General features: G+C 67.8%; 22 protein-coding genes. 10 read left to right on the forward strand and 12 right to left on the reverse strand.

All coding sequences use genetic code 11. From position 1 onward, the window contains the following. The first annotated feature begins 97 nt into the window (after positions 1-97). A complete protein-coding gene (locus GV044_RS17085; protein WP_201299145.1) occupies positions 98-2284 on the forward strand; it encodes a prolyl oligopeptidase family protein in 2187 nt (728 codons plus the stop codon). Between the two features lie 178 nt (positions 2285-2462). On the opposite strand, the gene GV044_RS17090 is transcribed toward GV044_RS17085, so the two are convergent. Further along, positions 2463-3575 (reverse strand): hypothetical protein, encoded by a 1113-nt coding sequence (locus tag GV044_RS17090; RefSeq protein ID WP_159873104.1) that lies wholly within the window; start codon positions 3573-3575, stop codon positions 2463-2465. Between the two features lie 99 nt (positions 3576-3674). Further along, positions 3675-4130 (reverse strand): peptidylprolyl isomerase, encoded by a 456-nt coding sequence (locus tag GV044_RS17095; RefSeq protein WP_159873106.1) that lies wholly within the window; start codon positions 4128-4130, stop codon positions 3675-3677. Between the two features lie 126 nt (positions 4131-4256). On the opposite strand from GV044_RS17095, the gene mgtE reads away from it, so the two are divergent. The 3 genes from mgtE to GV044_RS17110 all read left to right on the forward strand — a co-directional run bounded on the left by mgtE (position 4257) and on the right by GV044_RS17110 (position 7640). Beyond that, on the forward strand, positions 4257-5687 hold the full coding sequence (gene mgtE, locus GV044_RS17100; RefSeq protein WP_159873108.1) for a magnesium transporter: 1431 nt from the start codon (positions 4257-4259) through the stop codon (positions 5685-5687). Positions 5688-5870: 183 nt separating this feature from the next. Then, positions 5871-6278 carry a DUF1489 family protein gene (locus GV044_RS17105; protein ID WP_159873110.1) on the forward strand — a complete coding sequence of 136 codons (408 nt, stop codon included), beginning with the start codon at positions 5871-5873 and terminating at the stop codon, positions 6276-6278. 84 nt (positions 6279-6362) lie between these two features. Beyond that, positions 6363-7640, forward strand: coding sequence for a cell wall hydrolase (locus GV044_RS17110; protein WP_159873112.1), 1278 nt, complete (start codon positions 6363-6365; stop codon positions 7638-7640). 66 nt (positions 7641-7706) lie between these two features. Here the strand turns inward: GV044_RS17110 and GV044_RS17115 are convergent, their stop codons facing one another. The 3 genes from GV044_RS17115 to hemC form a co-directional block, all read right to left on the reverse strand. Then, positions 7707-8567, reverse strand: coding sequence for a hypothetical protein (locus GV044_RS17115; RefSeq protein ID WP_236555053.1), 861 nt, complete (start codon positions 8565-8567; stop codon positions 7707-7709). A 119-nt stretch (positions 8568-8686) separates the two neighbouring features. After that, the gene (locus tag GV044_RS17120; RefSeq protein WP_159873114.1) at positions 8687-9394 is read right to left on the reverse strand and encodes a uroporphyrinogen-III synthase; all 708 of its coding nucleotides are present in this window, start codon (positions 9392-9394) and stop codon (positions 8687-8689) included. After that, positions 9391-10332, reverse strand: a complete 942-nt coding sequence (hemC, locus tag GV044_RS17125) for a hydroxymethylbilane synthase (RefSeq protein ID WP_159873116.1) — start codon at positions 10330-10332, stop codon at positions 9391-9393. The genes GV044_RS17120 and hemC overlap by 4 nt, the downstream gene beginning before the upstream one ends. A 62-nt stretch (positions 10333-10394) precedes the next feature. Between hemC and tsaD the strand changes: the two genes are divergently transcribed. The 5 genes from tsaD (at position 10395) to GV044_RS17150 (ending at position 15266) form a co-directional block, all read left to right on the forward strand. Then, positions 10395-11432 (forward strand): tRNA (adenosine(37)-N6)-threonylcarbamoyltransferase complex transferase subunit TsaD, encoded by a 1038-nt coding sequence (tsaD, locus tag GV044_RS17130; protein ID WP_159873118.1) that lies wholly within the window; start codon positions 10395-10397, stop codon positions 11430-11432. Next, entirely contained in the window at positions 11429-12448 is a 1020-nt protein-coding gene (locus GV044_RS17135; protein WP_159873120.1) for an NAD(P)H-dependent glycerol-3-phosphate dehydrogenase, read from the forward strand. The genes tsaD and GV044_RS17135 overlap by 4 nt, the downstream gene beginning before the upstream one ends. Positions 12449-12534: 86 nt before the next feature. Continuing rightward, a complete protein-coding gene (locus GV044_RS17140; RefSeq protein WP_159873763.1) occupies positions 12535-13947 on the forward strand; it encodes a lipopolysaccharide biosynthesis protein in 1413 nt (470 codons plus the stop codon). Positions 13948-14020: 73 nt separating this feature from the next. Beyond that, the gene (locus tag GV044_RS17145; RefSeq protein WP_371741641.1) at positions 14021-14638 is read left to right on the forward strand and encodes a hypothetical protein; all 618 of its coding nucleotides are present in this window, start codon (positions 14021-14023) and stop codon (positions 14636-14638) included. Between the two features lies 1 nt (position 14639). Further along, positions 14640-15266: a TetR/AcrR family transcriptional regulator gene (locus GV044_RS17150; protein WP_159873122.1), complete on the forward strand. Its 627-nt coding sequence runs from the start codon at positions 14640-14642 to the stop codon at positions 15264-15266. A 17-nt stretch (positions 15267-15283) separates the two neighbouring features. Here GV044_RS17150 and GV044_RS17155 read toward each other — a convergent pair whose 3' ends face one another. The 3 genes from GV044_RS17155 to GV044_RS17165 all read right to left on the reverse strand — a co-directional run bounded on the left by GV044_RS17155 (position 15284) and on the right by GV044_RS17165 (position 18217). After that, positions 15284-15874: a carboxymuconolactone decarboxylase family protein gene (locus GV044_RS17155; protein WP_159873124.1), complete on the reverse strand. Its 591-nt coding sequence runs from the start codon at positions 15872-15874 to the stop codon at positions 15284-15286. A gap of 129 nt (positions 15875-16003) precedes the next feature. Then, a complete protein-coding gene (locus GV044_RS17160) occupies positions 16004-16825 on the reverse strand; it encodes a sterol desaturase family protein (RefSeq protein WP_159873126.1) in 822 nt (273 codons plus the stop codon). 159 nt (positions 16826-16984) lie between these two features. Next, positions 16985-18217 (reverse strand): RsmB/NOP family class I SAM-dependent RNA methyltransferase, encoded by a 1233-nt coding sequence (locus tag GV044_RS17165; protein ID WP_159873128.1) that lies wholly within the window; start codon positions 18215-18217, stop codon positions 16985-16987. Between the two features lie 65 nt (positions 18218-18282). Here GV044_RS17165 and GV044_RS17170 point away from each other — a divergent pair, with 65 nt between their 5' ends. Next, on the forward strand, positions 18283-18465 hold the full coding sequence (locus GV044_RS17170) for a DUF1674 domain-containing protein (RefSeq protein WP_159873130.1): 183 nt from the start codon (positions 18283-18285) through the stop codon (positions 18463-18465). A 103-nt stretch (positions 18466-18568) separates the two neighbouring features. Here GV044_RS17170 and GV044_RS17175 read toward each other — a convergent pair whose 3' ends face one another. The 4 genes from GV044_RS17175 to GV044_RS17190 all read right to left on the reverse strand — a co-directional run bounded on the left by GV044_RS17175 (position 18569) and on the right by GV044_RS17190 (position 22112). Beyond that, positions 18569-19564 carry a sensor domain-containing diguanylate cyclase gene (locus GV044_RS17175; protein ID WP_159873132.1) on the reverse strand — a complete coding sequence of 332 codons (996 nt, stop codon included), beginning with the start codon at positions 19562-19564 and terminating at the stop codon, positions 18569-18571. Between the two features lie 115 nt (positions 19565-19679). Continuing rightward, positions 19680-20216 carry a murein L,D-transpeptidase family protein gene (locus GV044_RS17180; RefSeq protein ID WP_236555054.1) on the reverse strand — a complete coding sequence of 179 codons (537 nt, stop codon included), beginning with the start codon at positions 20214-20216 and terminating at the stop codon, positions 19680-19682. A gap of 2 nt (positions 20217-20218) precedes the next feature. After that, on the reverse strand, positions 20219-21508 hold the full coding sequence (locus GV044_RS17185; RefSeq protein ID WP_159873134.1) for an adenylosuccinate synthase: 1290 nt from the start codon (positions 21506-21508) through the stop codon (positions 20219-20221). 157 nt (positions 21509-21665) lie between these two features. Then, positions 21666-22112: an SgcJ/EcaC family oxidoreductase gene (locus GV044_RS17190; RefSeq protein ID WP_159873136.1), complete on the reverse strand. Its 447-nt coding sequence runs from the start codon at positions 22110-22112 to the stop codon at positions 21666-21668. Positions 22113-22147 lie beyond the last annotated feature (35 nt).

The following is a 22147-nucleotide window of genomic DNA, read 5'->3' on the forward strand; positions in this document are numbered from 1 at the left end:
TGGTAGGGTCACCCTACCGAGGATGATTGATAAGCTTGTCCGCTGGCGCTCCATGAGCCTATCACTTGTGCATCAAGCAAGATCACAGGGGATCTCCATGGCTCGTCGCATGCTTCTCACCGGCCTTGTCGGCACTGCCGCCATCCTGGCGCTGACGGCCGCCGCTCCACCCGGACCGACGCCGTTCCCTGCGGGCAGCACCACCGACACGATCCAGGGCCAGCAGGTCGCAGACCCCTACCGCGAACTCGAGAACGCGGCCGACCCCAAGGTCACCGCCTGGAGCGATGCGCAGAACGTGCGCACGCGCGCCTACCTCGATGCGCTGCCCGGCCGCGCAGCGGTCGCTGCCAAGCTGACGCGCATGTTCAAGGACCGCTCGCCCGCGTTCGGCGGCCTGCATCACGCCGGCAGCCGCACTTTCGCCTACTACAGTGACCCAGCCTTGCAGCAGGGCATGTTGGTGACGCTCAACGGCGCTGCCGACCCCGCGACCCGCAAGCCGCTGGTCGATCCTAACACCATGGACCCGAGCGGCCACACCGCGATCGACTGGTTCGTGCCCTCGCCCGACGGCAGCAAGGTCGCCGTCTCGATCTCGCAGAACGGCAGCGAAGACGGCACGCTGCACATCTACGACGCGGTGACCGGCAAGGAAGTCGAGGCGCCGATTGACCGCGTGCAGTTCCCCACCGCCGGCGGTTCGCTCGCTTGGACCGGCGACGGCAAGGCCTTCTGGTACACCCGCTATCCCGAGCACTCGCAGCCCGAAAGCGAGTGGCACTTCAACCAAAACACTTACCTCCACGTGCTCGGTACACCGGTCTCGCAGGACAAGCTGGTGCTGAGCGCCACGGACGGCATTCCGCGCACGGCCGAGATCTTCCTCAGCAATGCCGAAGATGGCGCCGCTGCGCTCGCCTCGGTGCAGTGGGGCGATGGCGGGCAGTGGCTGCACTATGTGCTGACGACGGATGGCAAGGCCCGGAAGATCGCCGAGTACGAAGACCGCGTGATCGGCGGCGCGGTGATCGCGAAGGACGGCACCGTCTTTGGCGTTTCGCGCAAGGATGCGCCGATGGGCAAGGTGGTGAAGCTCGCTGCCCCCTACACCGGCGGCCTTGCCAAGGCGCAGGTGATCGTGCCCTCGCGCACCGATGGCGCCATCGTCGACGGCGGCCAGTCGGACGAGCCGTTGGTGCTGGCGAACGGCAAGCTGTTCGTCACTCGCATCGCCGGCGGGCCCAACTCGGTCGGCATCTATGATCTCGCCGGCAAGGATCTGGGTGCGCTGGACGTGCCGCCGGTCTCGTCCGTCAGCAACATCGTGGCGCTGCCGGGCGGTGACGTTCTCTATGACGTCAACGGCTATACCCAGCCGCCGCATTACTTGCGCTGGAGCGCAGGCACGATGAAGTCGACGCCGACCGCGATTCGGATGACCACCTCGGTCTCCTATGCCGATGCCGAGGTGAAGCAGATCTTCGCCACCTCCAAGGACGGCACCAAGGTGCCGGTCACGCTGGTGATGAAGAAGGGCACCAAGCTCGACGGCAAGAACCCGCTGCTGCTCTACGGCTACGGGGGCTACGGCGTGAACATGACGCCGGGCTTCTCGGCCGCGCGCACGCGCATGCTGCTGGACGGCGGCATGATCTACGCGCTCGCCAACATCCGCGGCGGCGGCGAATACGGCGAGACCTGGCACCAGCAGGGCATGCTGACCAAGAAGCAGAACGTCTTCGACGACTTCACGGCGGCGGCGCAGACGCTGATCGCGCAAGGCTACACCAGCCATGACAAGCTGGCGCTGCAGGGCGGCTCCAATGGCGGTCTGCTGATGGGCGCGCAGATCACCCAGCACCCCGACCTTGCCAAGGCGGTGATCTCACAGGTGGGCATCTACGACATGCTGCGCGTCGAGCTCGATCCCAACGGCGCCTTCAACGTCACCGAGTTCGGCACGGTAAAGGACCCGGCGCAGTTCAAGGCGCTCTACGCGTATTCGCCCTACCACCACGTGGTGAAGGGGACGGCCTACCCGGCGGTGCTGCTGATGACGGGTGCCAACGACGGCCGCGTAAACCCGTTCCACTCGCGCAAGTTCGCAGCCGCGCTGCAGGCGGCGACCTCGTCCAAGGCGCCGATCCTGCTGCGCACCTCGGCCAGCTCGGGCCACGGCCAGGGCTCGTCGCTGGACGAGGTGATCGCCCAGCAGACCGACATGACGATGTTCCTGTTCGACCAGCTCGGCGTCGATGCGGCTAGAGCGGCAGCGAAATAGGGCCGTCCTTGCATCGGTGGGCGGCTCACTCCCAGGCCGCCCAGTCTAGCTTGTCGCCAGGACGAGCGTCATGCAAGATCGAAGAGAAAGCGGGATCTCGGCTTAAAGCCGGGATGACGTGGGTTGAGGATGACTTGGGCTGAACAGGCGTGGGCCAAGCGCGTCCAGCCTACCCGCCTCACTCCGTCTTCGGCTCACTGGTCGGAGTAGGCTCCGGCACCGGTGCAGGCTGTAGCGCGGTTTTGCTGCGCCGCTCGCGCTTGATCCGTCCGCTGCGCTTGTCCGCTTTTTTGCGCGCATCCAGCGTCTCGGCGCGAGCCTTCATCTGCGCCTGGACTTCCGGATCGGGCGGCAACCCCCAGTGCAGGTTGGCGAGTTCGCCCTCGGGCTGCACCAGCTTGTTCGTCGCGACAGAGGACTTGGCAACGGCATCGGTCTTGGCGGCGATCCACGTCACGCAGGCGGCGAGATCGCGCACCGAGTGCGAGGCCACCCGGCCCTCACTGGGATGGCAGTTGATGATCAGCATGTCCTGGCGCACCGGCATGGAGCGGTTGCGCAGGACCTCCAGGATGTCGCCGCGCTCGGCAATCGCCACCCGCTCGCTGGCGTTGGGCTGCACCAGCGTGTATCGCGGCGAAGTGTTGAAGACGTAAGCGTCCACCCCCGCGTTCTCCAGTGAGACCTGGATCGCGATGGCGCCACCCAGCGAGTGACCCGTGACCGTGATCGGCACGCCCTGCCCGCCCTCGGCGTCGAGTTTGGCGCGCTCCTCCTTGTAGAGTGCCACGCCCTGGTCGCGCTGGGTGCTGCCGATATTGCCGTAGATCCAGTCGGCCAGCTGGCGGGTGTCGGTTCCGCGGTAGGCGATGACCCGGCGCTCCAGCACACCGGCGGCATTGCGCTTGTCGTAGATGGTGTAGTTGAAGCCGTGCGTCTTGCGCTTGCCCTCGGCCTTGCGGATCGGCTTCAGCTTGGCCTTGGCGGCCTCGTCGCCCTTGGCGGCGGCGCGCTCGAGGTCGCAGATGTCCTGGGTCGGCAAGCGGCGCACGACGGTGAAGCCGGCGGGCAGCTCGAACACGTCATTGTCGTCGCAATAGGCGTTGCTGGCGAGTTGGGCATACTGCCAGGACTTGATCGTGGCCGCGCGGGTGAAGCCGCACCAGCCGCCGTCCTCCTCGGAACAGGGACCGTGCGCCTGGGTCAGGTCGGGCAGCGACTTGGTGACCGCGCAGCCGCCCAGCAGGGTGGCGAGCGTGGCGGCGGCAAGGAAGCGGGGGAGTGCGGGCATCGGCAGCGTACCTGCCAGAGCTACGATCCTCGCGCCAGTGCCTGTGTGGGCTGGCCGGAAAGCGTCGACCCGGGGCTTGGCCCGGGTCGACGTCAATACTCAGCCCTCGGTAACAGTCGCCTTGACGATCTGGCCGGGCTCACGCGGCGGCTCGCCCTTGGGCAGCGCGTCGACGTTTTCCATGCCTTCGACGACCTGGCCCCACACGGTGTACTGCTTGTCGAGGAAGGTCGCATCGTCGAACACGATGAAGAATTGGCTGTTGGCCGAGTTCGGCGCGCTGGTGCGGGCCATCGAGCAGACGCCGCGCACGTGCGGCTCGGCGTTGAATTCGGCCTTGAGGTCGGGCTTGTCGGAGCCGCCGGTGCCGGTGCCGTTCGGGCAGCCGCCCTGCGCCATGAAGCCGTCGATCACGCGGTGGAACTTCACGCCGTCGTAGAAGCCTTCGCTCGCCAACTCCTTGATCCGCTCGACGTGGCCGGGCGCGAGGTCGGGGCGCAGCTTGATCTTCACGTCACCGGTGGTGAGCTGGAGGTTCAGGTATTCGTCGGCCATGAGAGTCTCCTGTAGGTTGGCGGTGCATATAGGGGCTGTGCGGGCGATGTCACCTTCGCACGTCGATCCCGCTGCATCGCACCATCGGCGGTTGCTTTTGAAGCCTGGCCGCGTAGACCCCCGTCCATGGCAGCCGAGCATCTCGAGGACGAACTGATCGAAGGCGTCGAGCGCCCTGATGATCCGTCCCCCGAGAACGAGCACCACGACGAGGACAACCGACTGAAGCCGGAATTCCTGCGCAGCGTCCGCGACGCGCTGCAAGAGGAAGACTTCGATCGGGTCTACAACCTGGTCGAGCCGCTGCACCCGGCGGACATCGCTGATCTGTTAGAGCTGTTCGAGGAAGATCAGCGGCTCGACCTGGCAAGAGCCATCAGCGACCTGATGGGCGTCGAAGTGATCGCCGAGCTCAACGACTGGGTGCGCGAGGCCCTGCTGGACGGCCTGCCCGCCGACGTCGTCGCCGAGATCGCCGAGCAGCTCGACACCGACGACGCGGTCGCCATGATCGAGGACCTCGATCGCGAGGACCAGCAGGCGGTCCTGGCCGAGCTCGATCCCGAAGATCGCGCCGCGATCGAGGCCGCGCTCGCCTACCCCGACGAGTCCGCCGGGCGCCTGATGAGCCGGGACTTCGTCGCGGTGCCCGAATCCATGTCGGTTGGCGACCTGATCGACTTCCTGCGCGAGCAGCGCCACCTTCCCACCGATTTCTGGGAAGTGTTCATCGTCGATCCGCTGCATCATCCGATCGGCACGTGCGCGCTCTCGTGGATCCTGCGCACGCCGCGCTCGATCCCGCTATCGGACGTGATGAAGCGCGAGCAAACGCTGATCCCGGTCATGATGGACCAGGAGGAAGTCGCGCTGCGCTTCCAGAAATATGCGCTGATCTCGGCCGCGGTGGTGGACGAGGCGGGACGTCTGGTCGGTCAGATCACCGTCGACGATGTCGTGCACATCATTCAGGAAGAGGCAGGGGAGGACGCGCTGCTGCTCTCCGGCGCGGGCGATGGCGACATCAACGAGCCGATTTTGCTGACGGTCCGCACCCGCCTCACGTGGCTGGTGGTCAACCTGGGCACAGCGATGATCGCGGCCTCGGTTGTCGGCCTGTTCCAAGGCGCGATCGCCAAGCTGGCGCTGCTGGCGGTGCTGATGCCGATCGTCTCGGGTATGGGCGGCAATGCCGGCACCCAGACGCTGGCCGTGGCGGTGCGCGCGCTTGCGACCAACCAGCTCACCAGTTCCAACACGCAGCGCATGATCCTGCGCGAACTGCGCATCGCGCTCACCAACGGCCTGGCGTTGGGCACGCTGATCGGCATCGGCACCACGCTGGTGTTCGGCAATCCGTTGCTCGGCGGCGTGATCGCGCTCGCCATGGTGATCAACAATCTGATCGCCGGGCTGGCGGGCATCCTGGTGCCGGTGACGCTCGATCGCTTCAACGTCGACCCTGCGGTGTCCTCCGCCGTATTCGTGACCATGGCGACCGACGTGATGGGCTTCTTCAGCTTCCTGGGCCTGGCGGTGCTGACCGGGCTGGCGTGATAGATCCTCCCCCCTTGGGGGAGGTGGCAGTCCGCAGGACTGACGGAGGGGTGTAACCCTCTCGCCCGAGTACTACGCCGGCGGTGACACCCCTCCGTCACGCGCTACGCGCGCGCCACCTCCCCTTGCAGGGGAGGATCTAGCGCGGGTTCAAAACGCGAGCGTCCACTCTACATACCCACGATGCCGCTCCACATGACGAAGATCGCCTACGGAACCGAGAGTCCGGCCACCCTGAAGGCCTGGCTGGAGAGCCACGCCCACAGCTCGGCAGGCGAGGCGCTGATGACCACGCGCTATCTGCCCAAGCGCCACGAGGAGATGGCCGGCGGCTCGCTCTATTGGATCTTCGAGCATGCGCTGATCGGCCGCTCGCCGTTGCTGGGGTTCAACCAGCGTGACGACGGGCGCTGGCACATCCGCCTCGAACCGCGGCTGATCGCGGTACACACCAGGCCCAAGCGTGCGCATCAGGGCTGGCGCTACCTCGACGAAGAGGATGCCCCGCGAGACCTGGCCGACGGCGAGGATGCCGGCGATGCACTTCCGGCACGGCTGATCGGCGAACTGGCGAAGCTGGGTCTGGTTTGACGAAGCGCTCGGCGCCGGCGCCAGCGGCCCGTCCGTCAGGTTCGGCCTAGCCACCCGCCCCCAGCAGGGTATGAGCCACGCGCAATGGCGATAAGCAAGCTTCTGAAAACCGGCACGGGATCGCCGGCCTTGGCGGGTCTTGCCGTGGGCCTGCTGCTTGCCGCACTGACCTTGCTTGTCGCCATGATGCGGATCGGCCCCGCCACTCTGTCTCACCGTGCGGCGCCCATGCCTGCGAGCAGGGCAACGGTGGCGCCGCCCGACGTCGTGCCGCAAGTCGAGCCGGCCGAGTTCCAGGCGCTCGCGCCCGCCGACGCGCGGACGTTCAATGCGTCCGTCCCGTTCAGCACCGCACCCAACCCGGCCGCGCGCCCGTTCGCTTTTGCCGGCAGCGACGAGGATCGCCTGCGCGCGCTCGACTGCCTGGCAGCGGCGGTCCTCTACGAAGCGGGCGACGATCCGGAAGGCCAGCGTGCCGTAGCGCAAGTGGTGCTGAACCGCGTGCGACACCCCGCCTTCCCGCGCACGGTCTGCGGTGTGGTGTTCCAGGGCTCCGAGCGGCGGATCGGCTGCCAGTTCACCTTCACTTGCGACGGCGCGCTCGCCCGTGCCTACTCGGAGGCTTTGTGGACGCGGGCGCGCGCAGTCGCCTCTGCCGCGCTGTCCGGCACCGTCTACAAGCCGGTCGGACAGGCGACGCACTACCACACCGACTGGGTGGTTCCATACTGGAGTGCCAGTCTCGACAAGATCGTGGCGGTGCATTCGCATCTGTTCTTTCGCTGGAGCGGGTGGTGGGGCACGCCCGCCGCCTTCCGCTTCCGCGCAACCGGCCAGGAGCCGCGGATACCGCAGCTATCCATCCGCTTTCCCGAGCACGGCTTCTCGATTGCGCCCGAGGCGGTCGGCGAAGCGGCACCCGGGCTCACGACCGCGTCGATCAGCAACCAAGGTTTCAAGCCCAGCAGCGACAGCCCGGACACCTACCTGGTCGTGCTCTCGCCGGGTCAGGCCGCCAACTTCGCGCAGATCGCCGCCTCCGCCTGCGCTGCGCGGCCACGCTGCAAGTTCATGGGCTGGACCGATCCCGCCAAGCTTCCGCAGAGTGCCTCGTCCAAGCTCTCGCCCGACCAGCTCGGCGCATTGTCGTTCAGCTACTTGCGCGACCGTTCGATCAACCTGGAACGCGCGCTATGGAACTGCGCCCAGTTCAAGCGGCCGGCGGGGCAGTGCCTGTGGAGCAAGTCACCCGCGCCGGTCGCAAAGCCGACCGCTGCTGCGCCGATCCCCTCTGTCGCGGCGCCCGTGATACTGAAGGGCGTGCGCTTCAAGGACTCTCAAGGATTGCCAGCGAAGCCTTAGCCGCTCGCTTTGGTGCACGCGCAGGCGCCGCAGCGACAAGAACCAACACCGTCTGCGCCCATTGGCTTAGCGTGCAGTGGGTATCCCGCTCGGCGTCGGGCTCGGTTCGGGCGTGGAGAGCGGGCTCGACTGTGTCACGTCCTGACCCGAGCCATCCTTCAGCCGACGCGGCTCCAGCATCGCCGTCGTCTCGATCAGGTCCAGCGCGCGCTGCGCGTCCTCGAAGCGGCGGGCGTCGGCGATCCACTTCTGGGCCGCTTCGGCGCCAGGCATGCGCTCCACTTCGTCTATCGCATTGTCGATCCGCCGCGCGGTGAGCATCAGCCGCGCGCGGTCGATGCGGGCCGCCGGAGTCAGCAACGTCGGGGAGTCGCTGTGCACGGTGAACAAGTTGGCCACCTCCTGCCGCGTACGCGACCACAGGTTCATGCTCTGCGAGGTGTCGGTCAGGTCGGGTGCGAGCGCTTCGAGGCGCGCGGTCAGCTGGTCGATCGTCACCGGGTTGCGCGCGAACGTGGTAATCGTCTGCACCGCCTGCGGCTGCGCATCGCCGAAGCGCAAGGTGAGCTGGTCGGCCACGAAACCGAGCTGCGCGCCACGCTCGACCAGGCGGCGGGCGGACGAGGCGATCAGCAGCGCCTCTGCCCGCGCGGCGTTGCCCGAAGCAGCGCTGGCCTGGAAGTCGAGGCGGGAGAAGCGATCCTCGAGCATGGCCAGGCGCGCCTCCATCGAGACCACGGCGTTCATCGCGGGCTGCGTACGGCCACCCGCAACTTGGGAGGCGGCGCCACTGCCGACCGCATCCTGTGCTCCACCGGTCGCGGATGACTGGCCGGCATTGCTTGGGGCGGGCAGGTAGCGAGCCAGGTCGCCATGCCAAGCAAGGTAAGCGACGCCGCCCGCGCCGGCCAGGAAGGCCAGCAGCACGGCGACAAATACGGAGCGAAAAGATCTGCGCCGCCGCGTAACGGGCGCCGCAGGTGCTGCAATCGTATCCGGGCCAATCGCTTCCGGAATCGTCGGGGTATCGTCCTGCATCGGGCCTTTCAGCGGGGGATTTCGGCTTCCCCGCCCAGGTCTTGGCACATCTCGCGAGCCAAGGCCAGAAGCGCTGCGTCGCTCGGCTGGGCGGCACTGCGCACCGCCGCCCAGCCTTTTCCGGCGAAGTCCGACACCCGTGGTCCGATGGTGGCAAGGGCAATGGTCGCGCGATCCACGGCGGCTGGCGTGCATATCCGATCGAAATGACGCGCCGCCTCGCCCGAATGGAGCACGACCACTGCGTCGCCTGTGAGTGCCCGCGCGAGGCCGGCGGACAGCGGCAGGGGATCGCTGGTGTAGACGATGCGCGTCTCGAGCGAAACATGCTCCGGCATATCGAGCGGCACATGCGCGGCGCCGGTCAGGCGCAGCAGGCGCCGATGCGCTGGCGCGAGTTCGACTACGACGTTCTGCAGGCCGCCCGAACCGACCGCGGCAATGGAGAAGCCTGCCGCAGCGGCTGCCTCGGCGGTCGTACCGCCCACGCAATATGCGGGCAGCCCTCGCAGGCTCTCCAGGTTTGGGCCACCATGGCGCAGGGCATTGACGCTGCCCAACAGCACCGCATCCACCGCATCGCGGGGGACCGGAACCCAGGGAAGCGGCCGGACGACGAAGATCGGGTGTGCCTCCGCGCCCAGCCCGATGGCCCGGGCCGCCTCGACAGTCGCGGTCGCGCCGGGCTCCGGGCGCACGACGATCAGCCGCTTCATGCCGGAGCTGGACCGGAGAAATGCACGGTGATGGCCGCTGGCGCGCGGGCCAGCAGGTCCGCTGCAAGCCGTGCCGGCGCCTCGCAGTCTTCCGGCGCGAACGTCGCGGCCGCCTCGACCTGCTCGGCACCATCAGGGCTGTAGAGCACGGCGCGCATCGTCAGGACTCCATCCTCCCGCTGCGTCAGAACGGCGATCGGGCTGTGGCAATTGCCGCCGAGCGCCGCCAGCAGTGCACGTTCGGCCAGCACCGCCTCGCGGCTCGGCGCGTCGTCGACACGCGCCAGGAAGTCTCGCGTGCGCGCATCGTCGGCGCGGCACTCGATCAGGATCGCCGCCTGGCCGGGCGCCGGCAGCCAGGCCTCCGCGTCGAGCGGGTGACCGGTGCCGGTCTCCCCCAGGCGGTTGAGCCCCGCGAGCGCGAGAAAGGTCGCATCCGCCTCACCCGCCGCCAGCTTGGCCAGCCGCGTCGCGACGTTGCCGCGGAAGGTGATCACCTTGCAGTCCGGCCGTGCATGCAGAAGTTGCGCGGCGCGGCGCGGGGCGCTGGTGCCGACAATCGCGCCTTGCGGCAGCGCGGTGACGCTGGCGGCGCCGACCAGCACGTCGCGCACGTCCTCGCGCGGGAGCACGGCGCCGATTGCGATCTCGGGAGGGCGGATCGTCTCCACGTCCTTGGCCGAGTGCACGGCGAAGTCGATCTCACCCGCGAGCAGCCAGGCATCGAGCTCCTTGGTCCACAGCGCCTTGCCGCCGATCTCGGCGAGCGCGCGGTCCTGGATGCGATCGCCGCTGGCAGTGACCGACACGATCTCTATATGCGCTGCCTCGATACCGTGCGCCGTCGCCAGCCGCGTCCGTGCTTCCTCCGCCTGTGCCATGGCGAGCGGGGAGCGGCGGGTGCCGAGGCGAAAGCGCGGGGGTTCAGGTGGGATCATGGGCGAAACGTGCTACTCGGCATTGCCGCTCAGGAAAAGACGGTGCGGGTGACGACGGTAAGATGACGACGGTATTGGGGATCGAAAGCTCGTGCGACGAGACGGCGGCGGCGCTCGTCACCGACGGGCGCGTGATCCTGGCCCAGCGCATCGCCTCGCAGGACGACGCGCACCGGCCCTACGGCGGTGTCGTGCCCGAGATTGCCGCAAGGGCACATGCCGAGCGGCTGACCCCGCTGATCGAAGCTACTTTGGCGGATGCGGGCATGACGCTGGCTGACGTGGATGCGATCGCGGCGACTGCAGGTCCCGGGCTGATCGGCGGCGTGATGGTCGGACTTGTCACGGCCAAGGCGCTGGCGATGGCGAGTGACAAGCCGCTGATCGCAGTCAATCACCTGGAAGGTCACGCCCTCTCTCCACGCCTGGCGGATGAGGCGCTGGCCTATCCGTATCTGCTGCTGCTGGTGTCGGGCGGACATTGCCAGCTGCTGCTGGTCGAGGGCGTGGGCAAGTACCGCCGGCTCGCCACGACCATCGATGACGCGCTGGGCGAAGCGTTCGACAAGACCGCCAAGCTGCTCGGGCTCGGCTATCCCGGCGGACCGGCGGTAGAGCGTCTCGCGCGCGAGGGCGATGCGAGGAAGGTGCCACTTCCCCGGCCGCTGGTCGGGAGCGCGGAGCCGCACTTCTCCTTCGCCGGCCTGAAGAGTGCAGTCATGCGCGCGAAGATGGCGATTGACGCGAGCACCTGCACCGATGCCGATATCGCCGCTTCGTTCCAGCAAGCCGCGATCGACTGCCTCCTCGACCGCACCCGCCGTGCCCTCGCTGCGAGCGGGCAGGTGACTGCGCTCGTGGTCGCGGGCGGCGTGGCGGCCAACACCGCGATCCGCTCGGCACTCCAGGCGTTGGCGGATGCGCATGGGTTGCCGTTCGTCGCGCCGCCGCTTGCCTTGTGCACCGATAATGCGGCGATGATCGCATGGGCCGGCGTGGAACGCCTCGGACAGTCGGACCCGCTCGACACGCCGGCGCGGCCACGCTGGCCGCTCGATCCCTCGGCTGAAGCCGTGCGCGGTGCAGGAGTGAAGGCATGACCGGACAAGTCGGCGTCGTTGGTGCAGGCGCCTGGGGCACGGCCCTGGCGCAGGCGCTCGCCAGCGACGGCAGCGAGGTGCTGCTGTGGGCCCGAGAGCCCGATCTGGTCCGCGAGATCAACACCGAGCGGCGCAACAGGCCCTACCTGCCGAGCGCCACATTGGCGCCGACGATCCACGCCACGCAGGACCTGGGAGAGCTCGCCAATCTAGCGGTGCTGCTGATCGTCGTGCCTGCACAGTTCCTCGCCTCGGTCATCGCGCAGCTGCCCGCGGGCACGCGAGACCTGGTGCTCTGCGCCAAGGGCATCGAGGCGGGCAGCGGCCGGCTCATGGCCGAAGTCGCTGCCGACGCCGATTCGAAGGCCCGGCTGGCCGTGCTATCCGGGCCGACTTTCGCGCACGAAGTCGCTGCCGGGCTGCCGACCGCGGTGACGCTCGCGTGCTCTGGCGGACAGGCGCAATGGGACCGGCTGGCGCCGCTGATCGCGCGGCCGGCGCTTCGTCCGTACTACTCGGACGACGTCGTCGGGGCCGAAGTCGGTGGCGCCGTGAAGAACGTGCTCGCCATCGCCTGCGGCGTGGTGGAGGGTATGAACCTCGGGCAGAACGCCCGCGCCGCGGTAATCGCGCGCGGCTATGCCGAAATGCTGCGCTTCGGCCTTGCACGCGGAGCACGGGGCGAGACGCTGGCCGGCTTGTGCGGCCTCGGCGACCTGGTGCTAACGTGCTCCTCCACTTCCAGCCGCAACTTCTCGCTGGGCCTCGCGCTCGGCCAGGGGCTGACCGCGGTCGAAGCACTGACCGGCAAGAGCAGCGTCGCCGAGGGTGCAGCGACCGCGCCGGTGCTCGCCCAACTCGCAGCGCGCGAAGGCGTGGCCATGCCGATCGTCGAGGGTGTCTGCCGGCTGCTCAGCGGTGAAAGTCCGGCGAGTGCCGTCGTCGCCGACATCCTCTCGCGCCCGCTCAAGGCCGAGCTCGAGGCCGATCGGAAGACATCGGGGCCCGCTGCTTGACCGGACCTGCGGCAATCGAAGGGCAAGGACAGGAGGACCTCGCGGCGATCGCCAAGGGTGGCCGCACGAACTTGCTCGGCTTCTTCATGCGCCTGGCCGCGCGCATCCCATTCCTGTTCATCGCCGGTCGCGCTCCTGGATACGGCCCAGCCGCGCTGGGCGTGTTCGCCTCGGCGCTGGTGCTGATCGAATTGACGGCCATGCTGTGCACGCTGGGCGAAAAGCGCGGGCTGGCGCAGCGCCTGTCGGAATCGGACGAGCATCCTGCCAACCTGATCGCAGATGGCTCGCTGGTAGCGCTGGTCGCCTCCTGCGCGGTGGCGCTGGGGTTCTGGCTGTTCCCTGCGCCGCTGTTCCCGGGCGGCAACTACACCTGGATCGATCGGCTGATGGTGCTGGCGATCCCGCCGCTCGCCCTGACCGAGATCTGGCTGGCTGCTCTCGCCTACCGATTCGATGTCGCCGCCACCGTGCGGGCTCGCGCCGTCGTGGAGCCCTGGACGATTTCGATCGTGGCCGGGATCATGGCCCTTGTCGCGCCTCGGAGCGGCCTCGCCGTGGCCTACCTCGCGTCGGTCTACGCCGCTGCGATCGCTGCCTTCGTACCGTTCCTGCGGGCCTATGGCCGCCCGCAGAACTGGCGGCCGTCGCTCAGGAACATGGGCAAGCTCACCTGGCGCAGCCTGCCGATCGCCACGGCCGACGCGATCGAGTGGGGCACGCGCCGGCTCGACATCTTCATCCTGGGCCTGTTCGCGGCGCCAAGTGCCGTCGGCGTCTACTACGTCGCCCAGCAGATCGCCTCGCTGCCTCAGAAGCTCAAGACCAGCTTTGAGCCGATCCTCGGCCCCGTCATCACTCGCAACCTCAAGACGCGCGACTATGCCGCCATCGGGCGCCAGGTGCGCCAGGTCGGCTTCTGGATCCTGGCGGCGCAGCTCGGCATTGCGATGGCCCTTTGCATCCCGGGCGAAGGCGTGATGGGCCTGATCGGGCCGCAGTTCGTCGGCGGTACGGGAGCCCTCGCCTTCCTGCTCGCAGCCGAGGTCGTCGCCGCCACCGCGGTGGTGAGCGAAGCGGCGCTGATCTACGTCGCGCGGATCCGCAATCTGGTGGTCTCGCTGCTGACCGTGGTGCTCCAGGCGCTGGTCACCGTCGGCGGCATCCTGCTGATGCAGGAGCTGGGCTACAACGAGCTGTTCCAGGCCGCCGCGGCGGCGCTGGGCCTGGCATTGGCGCTGGGGTTCGCCTCGCTGGTCAAGTCGCACATCCTCGCCGGCATTCTTGCCGAGTCGATCAACAACTGGCGTTGGGCACTCGTCCTGGCAGTGGTGCCGGCGGGGCTCGTGGGCTGGGCGGCGACGCGCTTCCTGCCCGAGTGGGCCGAGCTCGCTTTCGGCATCCCCGCGATCCTGGCGGTCTACTTCGGCGTCCTGTGGCGGCGCGCCTTCGGGCCCGAAGATCGCGTGCTGTTCCAGAAGTCTTCCGCCCCGGCTTGACTGGCGTGCCAGCCGGGACAAGGAGTGGCCCGGTATGGGGAGCCATATCGCTCCCGACCCAGAAGGATTTGCGATGACCCTGCTGCAGACGATCGAGGCCAACTGGCTGCTCTTCGCGGTGGCGCTGGTGATCGCGGTGATCCTCGCGTTCTGGCTGTTCGGCCGCGCAAGCAAGCCCAAGGTGCGCGAGCGGCGGCCCGACGTCCTCGACGAAGGCGCTGCCCCGGCACAGCGCAACCAGGCGCTGATCGACGCACCGCCTGCCGCCGCGACGATGCCGGCGCCGATCGTGCCCCCTCCCGTCGTGCCCCCTGCCGCGGCCGGCACTTTCGCGGGCATCGGCGAAGTCATCGCCTACGGCGCGCAGGACGAAGCGCGGGCGGCCGAGATCCCCGCGAGCGACGATCCCGTTGCCGAGCAGTCAGCCGTCGTTCCCGCCACGTCCGAACCCGGCGAAGACGACCTGCGCCGGATCAAGGGCCTGGGTCCCAAGCTCGTGGCGACACTGCATGCGTTGGGCGTGACCCGTTACGCCCAGATCGCGGCCTGGACCGATGCCGACCTCGACGAGCTCGACCCCAAGCTGGGCGCCTTCGCCGGGCGGCCACGGCGCGATTCCTGGGTCGAGCAGGCGCAACTGCTCGCAGGGGGCGACACCGGCGCCTACGAGGCGAAGTTCGGCAAGCTCTGACTTGGCCGCGGTAGTCAGCGAGGCCGATCTGAAGGCGAGTGCGGCCGGCCGGCGCATGGGGGCAAAGTCGTCCGAGACGCGCTCGTTCCTGCTGGACAGCGCCGAGACCATCATGCGCGAAGAGGGCTATGCCGCCGTCACCTCGCGCCAGTTGGCCAAGGCGGCACAGATGTCACCGCAGATCGTCTACTACTATTTCCGCACCATGGACGACCTGTTCGAGGCGCTGTTCCTGCGCTTCGCCGAAGTCCTGCACGCCGCCCTGGAAGAGGCGGCCCAGCATGACGAACCGATCCTGGCGATGTGGAAGCTCAGTTCCGATCCGTCGCGCGCCACCATCGTCACCGAGTTCCTGGCGCTGGCCAACCATCGCAAGGGGATCGCGGCGGTAATTGCGCAGTTCGGCGTGCGCTATCAGGCGCGCCAGGCGGAGATCATCGCGGAGACATTGGATCGGCGCGGCATCAAGTTGGCTGGCTGGACGCCGCAACGCTTGGCGACGGTGCTGGAGAACCTGGCGCGCAGCTTCCTGCTCGGCGCGAACTTTGACATGCCGGGCCACCACGACACGCACGCGTTCGTAACCGAGTGGCTGGCGCAGACGCTTTCCGGCAAGCCTGACGCCTGACGCCTGACGCCTGACGCCTACGCGGGCGCGCCGTACTTCTTCGCCAGTGCCAGCAGGTCGGGCATGCGGGGAATGGCTGTCGCCTTCATCATGTAGGCGACTGTCGTGTAGCAGCCGATCGCAAACAGGAAGTCGAGCATCTGGGCATTGTCCCACTCGGCGCTGAGTGCGGCCCAAGTGGCATCGCTGAGCGTTGAGGACTCGATCAGTTCCTCGGTCGCCAGGATCACCGTGCGCTCGAACGGCGTGAAGTAGGGATCGGAGGCGCCGACCTGGATCGGCCCGTACATCTCGGGATCGAGCCCGCACAGGACGCTCGTGTTGAGGTGGCTGGACCACATGGAGGTCGCCTTGGTCAGCCAGGCGAGCCGCATGATCGCGATCTGCCGCTGCTTCACCGGCAAGGTGCTGGTGGTGAGCACGTGGATGTTGAAGGCCGAGAACACGTCGGCGAGCGCAGGATTGTGCGCGAAGGTCAGCAGCACCGGATGCTGGTCGGCGTCCTTGAAGAAGCCGCCGCTCCACTTGTCCAGGAACGCGCGTGCCTCGGGGCCGATCTCGTCCGGGCGGATCGGCGGCATGCGCGCGGGTGGGTCTGGTGGCAGCATTGGTTCTCTCCCCGCCGGTTTCCACGTCGGCGCTGAGCACTCGGTTAGGACCAGCGGGAGAGGCGTGTCAACGCGAGGACCGGATGCGGGTTGATACGATCGGGCCCGGGATCAAGCGAACGACTGCCTTCAGGCCGCGGCTCGCTCCTCCAGCGCCTTGGTCTCCGCACGCTTGGCCTTGGCCTTGATCCGGGCGCGATGCTCATCACCGTAATCGAGCGTGCCGAACATCCAGTCGTAGAGCAGCGTGATCGTGGCGAAGTTGCCGCCGGTGAACTTGGCGTGGTGGTTGTGGTGCATCTCCGCCGCGTGATTCAGGTAGCGGAACGGAAAGCGATCGCTCTCCCACAAGTCATGGTTGTGCAGGTTGACCTGCGAGAACACGATCCAGGTCGCGACCACCGTCACCACGTGGAAGTCGCCCATGAAGCGAGACAGCGCGAAGATCGTCCCGATGTACAAGCTCAGCCCGATCGCGACCTCCAACGGGTGGATGTAGCTGGAGTCCCCGCGGCAGGGATTGTGCTGGCGGTGGTGCACGGCATGCATCCAGGTCAGCGGCCCTTGCCGGCCGTTGGCGTCGTGAAAAGCGAAACGGTGCGTCAGGTAGTAGACGAAGTCGTAGACCATCAAAATCACGACCATGTCGACCAGGACCTGCCACCAGGGCTGCGGCTGCGCGGTCAGACAGAAGGGCATGATCGCTGCAAAGATCACCGCAACGAAGATACCGCCCCACTTGCGGTTCCATTTCTGGTTGGCCGCGTAATTGGGTTTCGCCATCTTGTCGGCGTAGGCCTTGCGGTTGCGCGCATCCTCGGTGCGGAAGACCGGCACCAGCAGCACCAACTTGGCAAGGACGAAGTTCACCGCGAAGATCGACACCAGCGTCACCGCCGACAATCCCCAGTGATAATCGTTCGCCAGCGCGTCCAGCCAAGTCGCCTGCATGATCCCATCCCGTCGCTATCGGACAGACTCGTCCGTTGACCGGCTTATAGCGAGAACAGCATTCTCATGCAATTGTGAGTTTCGGCGGATCGTAGAAGTGGGGCTGATCTAGACTCTGTCCTGTGGGCCGGTGCCGCTTCCGCTTCATGCGGACAGACCCTAGGGCTTGGTCCAACGCGCTATGAAGAAGCCGTCGAGCCCGCCTACCTCGCGCAACATGCCCGGATCAGTGCGCACCCAGCCTTCGCCTCCCGGCGTAAGTCCCTGCGGCAGTTCGTCCGCTGCGATCGGGTTGGGGGTGAGGGCAACGCCCATGGCGCGCGCCTCGCCTTCCTCCGGCTCCAGCGAGCACACGGCGTAAACCAGCGTGCCGCCGCTCGCGAGCCAGCCACTCGCCCGCTGCAGCAGCGCATCCTGCAGCTCGGTCATCTCGACGATCTGGCGCGCGCCGATGCGATGCAGCACATCGGGATGGCGGCGGCAGGTGCCGGTCGCGCTGCATGGCGCATCGAGGAGGATGGCGTCGTAGGCGCCGTCCGGCTCCCAGGTCCGGGCGTCGGCGGTGACCACCTGCGCGCTCAAGCCTGTGCGATCGAGATTGTCGCGCAGCCGCTCTAGCCGCCGTTTGCTGACGTCCAGTGCGGTGACCTGCCAACCGGCCGCAGCAAGCTGCAGCGTCTTGCCGCCGGGAGCCGCGCACAAGTCCAGCACGCGCCGCCCCTCGCCCGGGCCAAGCAGCCGTGCCGGCAGGCTGGCGGCGAGGTCCTGCACCCACCAGGCGCCTTCGCGATAGCCCGGCAGGCTCTCGATCGATGCGCCGCGCGGCAGTCGCACATGGCCCGGCGCAAACGAGGTTCCGCCCAGCCGGTCGGCCCACTCGGCGGTTGCCCCAGGCTCACGCAAGGTCACGTCGAGCGGGGGCGGCACGGCCAGGCCTTGGGCGATGTCGGCGGCCCGCTCACCCCAGCGCTCGGCGACACCGGGCGGCAATGTCGGTACTTCGGGCAGCTCGGCGCCGCCCTTCATCAGCGTCGAGAACACGCCATGCGCCAGCCGCCGCGGCCCACCCATCAGCAGCGGCAATCCGGTGGCGATCACCGCATGGGCGGGCGTCTCCAGCCGCAGCACTTGCGCCAGCATGATCTCCAGCACCGCGCGTGCCTTGGCATCGTCGGGCAGCACCTGGTGCGTAGCGCCGTCGATCAGCGCATCGAGATCGGCGCGCCAGCGCAGGGCTTCCGAGGCGATCGCGCGGGCGAGCGCACGATCGGCATCGCCACGCACGCGCGCCAGCGCCGAGCTGCCCGCCTGCTCCAGGGTCTCGCCCCGGCGCAGCACCGCATCGATCAGGTTGAGCGCGGCGCGGCGCGCCGGAAGGCCGGGTATGTCCATGGCGCGCACCTAGGCGCACCTGGGAGCGATTGCCAAGCGACGCCGGCCGCCCCACATGGAAAAGCATGACCCAGCGAGCCAACCTTCAGCGAGCCACCCAGCGCCCGGGAACCTTCCACAAGCCCGCGCACTGGACCGACACGCCGCCGCCCGAGCCTGAAGCGGCCAAGCCGGAACAGGATCCCGATGGCCTCTCACCCACGCGCTATGGCGACTGGGTGCAGAAGGGCATTGCGATCGATTTCTGAAGAATACGGCTTGGTTCGTAGCGCGACCAGCTCCTCCTCGCCGAGGCGGGGATGCAGGGCTAGATGATCGGGCTTTGATTGCTTAGTCAGACTCGGCCCAAGTCTACGAAGCACTTGTCTCCGCAGCGACGCAGCGGTTGCGGCCACCGCGCTTGGCTGCATAAAGCGGCACGTCGGCAGCGGCGACCCAGTGCTCGGCATCGCAGATTGCGGGGCTGAGCATCGCCACGCCGAAGCTTGCCGTAACCACCAGGTGAACGCCCGGGGCCGGCTCGATCGAGGCGGAGGCGATCGCCTCGCGGAACCGGTCTGCCGCGGCCAAGGCGGCTTCGCTCCCGGTTTCGGGCATCAGCATGGCGAATTCCTCGCCGCCCAGCCGCCCGAGCAAGTCGTTGGGCCGCTTGGCCGCTTCGAGCACGGCCGCGACTTGGCGCAGCACCGTGTCGCCCGCGGGATGGCCATGCGTGTCGTTGATCGACTTGAAATGATCGATGTCGATCATCGCCAGGCTCGCCGGGCGGCCATAGCGGCGGAACCGCTCGATCTCCTGGTTCGCGCTTTCGACGAAGCCGCGGCGGGTCAGCGCCCCGGTCAGCTGGTCGCGCCCGGCGATGCGGCGCAGTTCCAATTCGTCGACGACGATACGCGCGAACTTGTCGAGGATCGCGATCTCGGCCGGCGAGAACTCGCGCGTCTGCGTGTCGATCGCGCAGAGCGAGCCGACGTTGTACCCTTCGGAGGTGCGCAGCGGCACGCCGGCGTAGCTGCGGATGTTGAGCTCGCCGCGCACGAGCGGATTGTCGGTGAAGCGCTCGTCCTGGGTCGCGTCGGGGATCACCATCGGCTCGCGCTGGGCTACAGTATGCGTGCAGAAGGACACGGCGCGGGAGGTTTCCTGGGCACCGATGCCGCTGCGCGCCTTGAACCATTGGCGGTCCGCATCGACCAGCGAAACCGCGGCCATCGGAACACCCAGCACCGTCCGGATCAGCGCGACCACGTTCTCAAATGGCTCTTCGGGCGGAGTGTCCAGCACCTCGAGGCGACGCAGGGCCGCCAATCGGGCGAATTCATCGTTCAACGCAGGATCTCGATACATCCCTTGCTCTCGTGTTTGACGACCACCGTGCCGCAACGCGGACCACAGATAAGTACACAAGTGATAGTTAAGAAATTTTCCCAGACGCCTCGTCTCACCGCGATCCTGGGTCGGATCAGGGCAGGATTTCGATCTGCGCGTCGTCCGGCACGATCCGCCACAAGGTTTCGATCTCGCGGTCGGACACCGCGATGCAGCCATCGGTCCAGTCGCCGGCCACGCGGCCCTGATAACCGTTGGGCTGACCATGAATCATGATCAGGCCGCCGGCGCTGCGCCCTTGTTCGCGCGCCGCTGCGACCTGCTCGCCGTTCGGATAGGAGACGTGGAGCGAGAGATGATAGGCGCTGCGCGGGTTGCGCCAGTCGATGCGGTACCGGCCCTCGGGCGTGCGGCCATCGCCCTCGAACTGCTTGGCCCCTTGCGGCTCGGGGCCGAGCTGGATGCCTGAGATTGTCAGCAGCAGCTGAGAGCCCGACCAAGCCTCCAGCGTGCGCGCCGCCTTGCGCACGCGCAGGAAGTCGGCCCGGTCGCTCTGGAGCGCAATTGGCGGAGCAGGTGCGGGTTGCGGGGACGACGGCACCGAACTGCAGCCGGTCACCATCAGCAGAGCGATGGGAAGACCTGTCCGCATCGCCCTGCCGCCGATCATTGTCAGTCCTGGAAAGGATCGCGCACGAGGATGGTGTCCTCACGCTCGGGGCTCGTGGAGACCAGCGCGACGGGCGTCTCAATCAGTTCCTGCACGCGCTGGATGTACTTGATCGCCTGCGCTGGCAGGTCCGCCCACGAGCGCGCACCGGCGGTGGTGCCGCTCCAGCCTTCCATCTCCTCGTAGATCGGCTCGACGTTGGCTTGGTCGGCGGCGTGGCTGGGGAAGTAGTCCAGCACTTTACCATTCAATCGATAGCCGGTGCAGATGCGCACTTTGTCGAAACCATCGAGCACGTCGACCTTGGTCAGCGCGATTCCGGTCACGCCGGAGATCGCGCAAGACTGGCGCACCAGCACCGCGTCGAACCAGCCGCAGCGGCGCTTGCGGCCGGTGACGGTGCCGAACTCGTGGCCCCGCTCGCCCAAGCGCTGGCCGGTCTCGTCCTCCAGCTCGGTCGGGAACGGGCCCGAGCCGACGCGGGTGGTGTAGGCCTTGACGATGCCGAGCACGAAACCAGTTGCCGAGGGCCCCAGGCCCGAGCCGCTCGCGGCGGTGCCGCTGACCGTGTTGGAACTGGTGACGAACGGGTATGTGCCGTGATCGACATCGAGTAGCACGCCTTGCGCACCTTCGAACAGGATACGCGCGCCGGCCTTGCGGACCTTGTTCAACCGCTTCCACACCGGCTGCGCATACTGGAGCACGAAGGGCGCGATCTCCTTGAGCGCGGCGACCAGCGCGTCCCGGTCCACCGGCGGCTCGCCGAATCCGGCGCGCAAGGCATCGTGATGGGCGCAGAGACGATCGAGTTGCGGCTCCAGCGCATCCAGGTGCGCGAGATCACAGACGCGGATGGCGCGGCGGCCGACCTTGTCCTCATACGCCGGGCCGATGCCGCGGCCGGTGGTGCCGATCTTGCCCGAGGCCGCCGCGGCCTCGCGCAGGCCGTCGAGCACGCCGTGGATCGGCAGGATCAACGGGCAATTGTCGGCGATGGCAAAGTTCTCGGTGGTGATCGAGACGCCCTGGCCTTCGAGTTTCTCGACTTCGGCCTTCAAGGCCCACGGATCGAGCACCACGCCGTTGCCGATGATCGAGAGCGTTCCGGTGACGATGCCCGAGGGCAGCAGGCTCAGCTTGTAGACCTGCTCGCCGACGACGAGCGTGTGCCCGGCATTGTGGCCGCCCTGGAAGCGCACCACGGCATCGGCCCGGCTCGCCAGCCAGTCGACGATCTTGCCCTTGCCCTCATCGCCCCACTGGGCGCCGATCACGGTTACGTTGGCCACAGTTACACTGCCTCCACCTGCCAGGGTGGATCCACGGAACGCCCTTCGACAGGACTCGGCGATCGGGATGGTTCGGTCGGGCAGCGAACCACCCGGATTGCGGGGGCGCTCGTAGGCAAGCGCAGGGGACGCGTCAAGCGGGCATCAAGGCGCCCCTTCACCTTGGCAGACCCACCCCCTCGTAGAACTCGCCGGTCAGATCGCCCGGGCCCGAATAGAGCAGCTCGTGCAAGCGCCACGAGATGCACCAGGGGTCGCCCCCGTCAACATAGTACTCGTAATAGCGGGCGATGGTCGTAGTGGGCGGGCCGAGGGTCCAGGCGTAATGCTCGGTGACGTAAGTCCGCCCGCTGGCGCGCTCCGCTCCGGTCAATTCGAGGTATGGGGTGCGGTAGCCGACCAGCACGCGCTTTACGCCGGCCAGCGTGCGCTCGAACTCGCGCACGATCTCGTCACGCCCCCGCAGCACCGAGCCGTCGACGCGCCACTCGGCATCGGGCGTGAAGCATTGGGCGAACGCGGCGGCGTCCTTGCGCCAGACCGCATCAGTATAGAGCGCATGCAACTGGCGTATGCGTGCCTCGGCAGTGGCGAAGTCGGTCATCGGCGAGTTGGCGTGCCGCGCTGGCCCCTTGGCGG

The sequence above is a fragment of the Novosphingobium sp. 9U genome, from assembly GCF_902506425.1.
In the GTDB taxonomy this organism is placed as follows: domain Bacteria; phylum Pseudomonadota; class Alphaproteobacteria; order Sphingomonadales; family Sphingomonadaceae; genus Novosphingobium.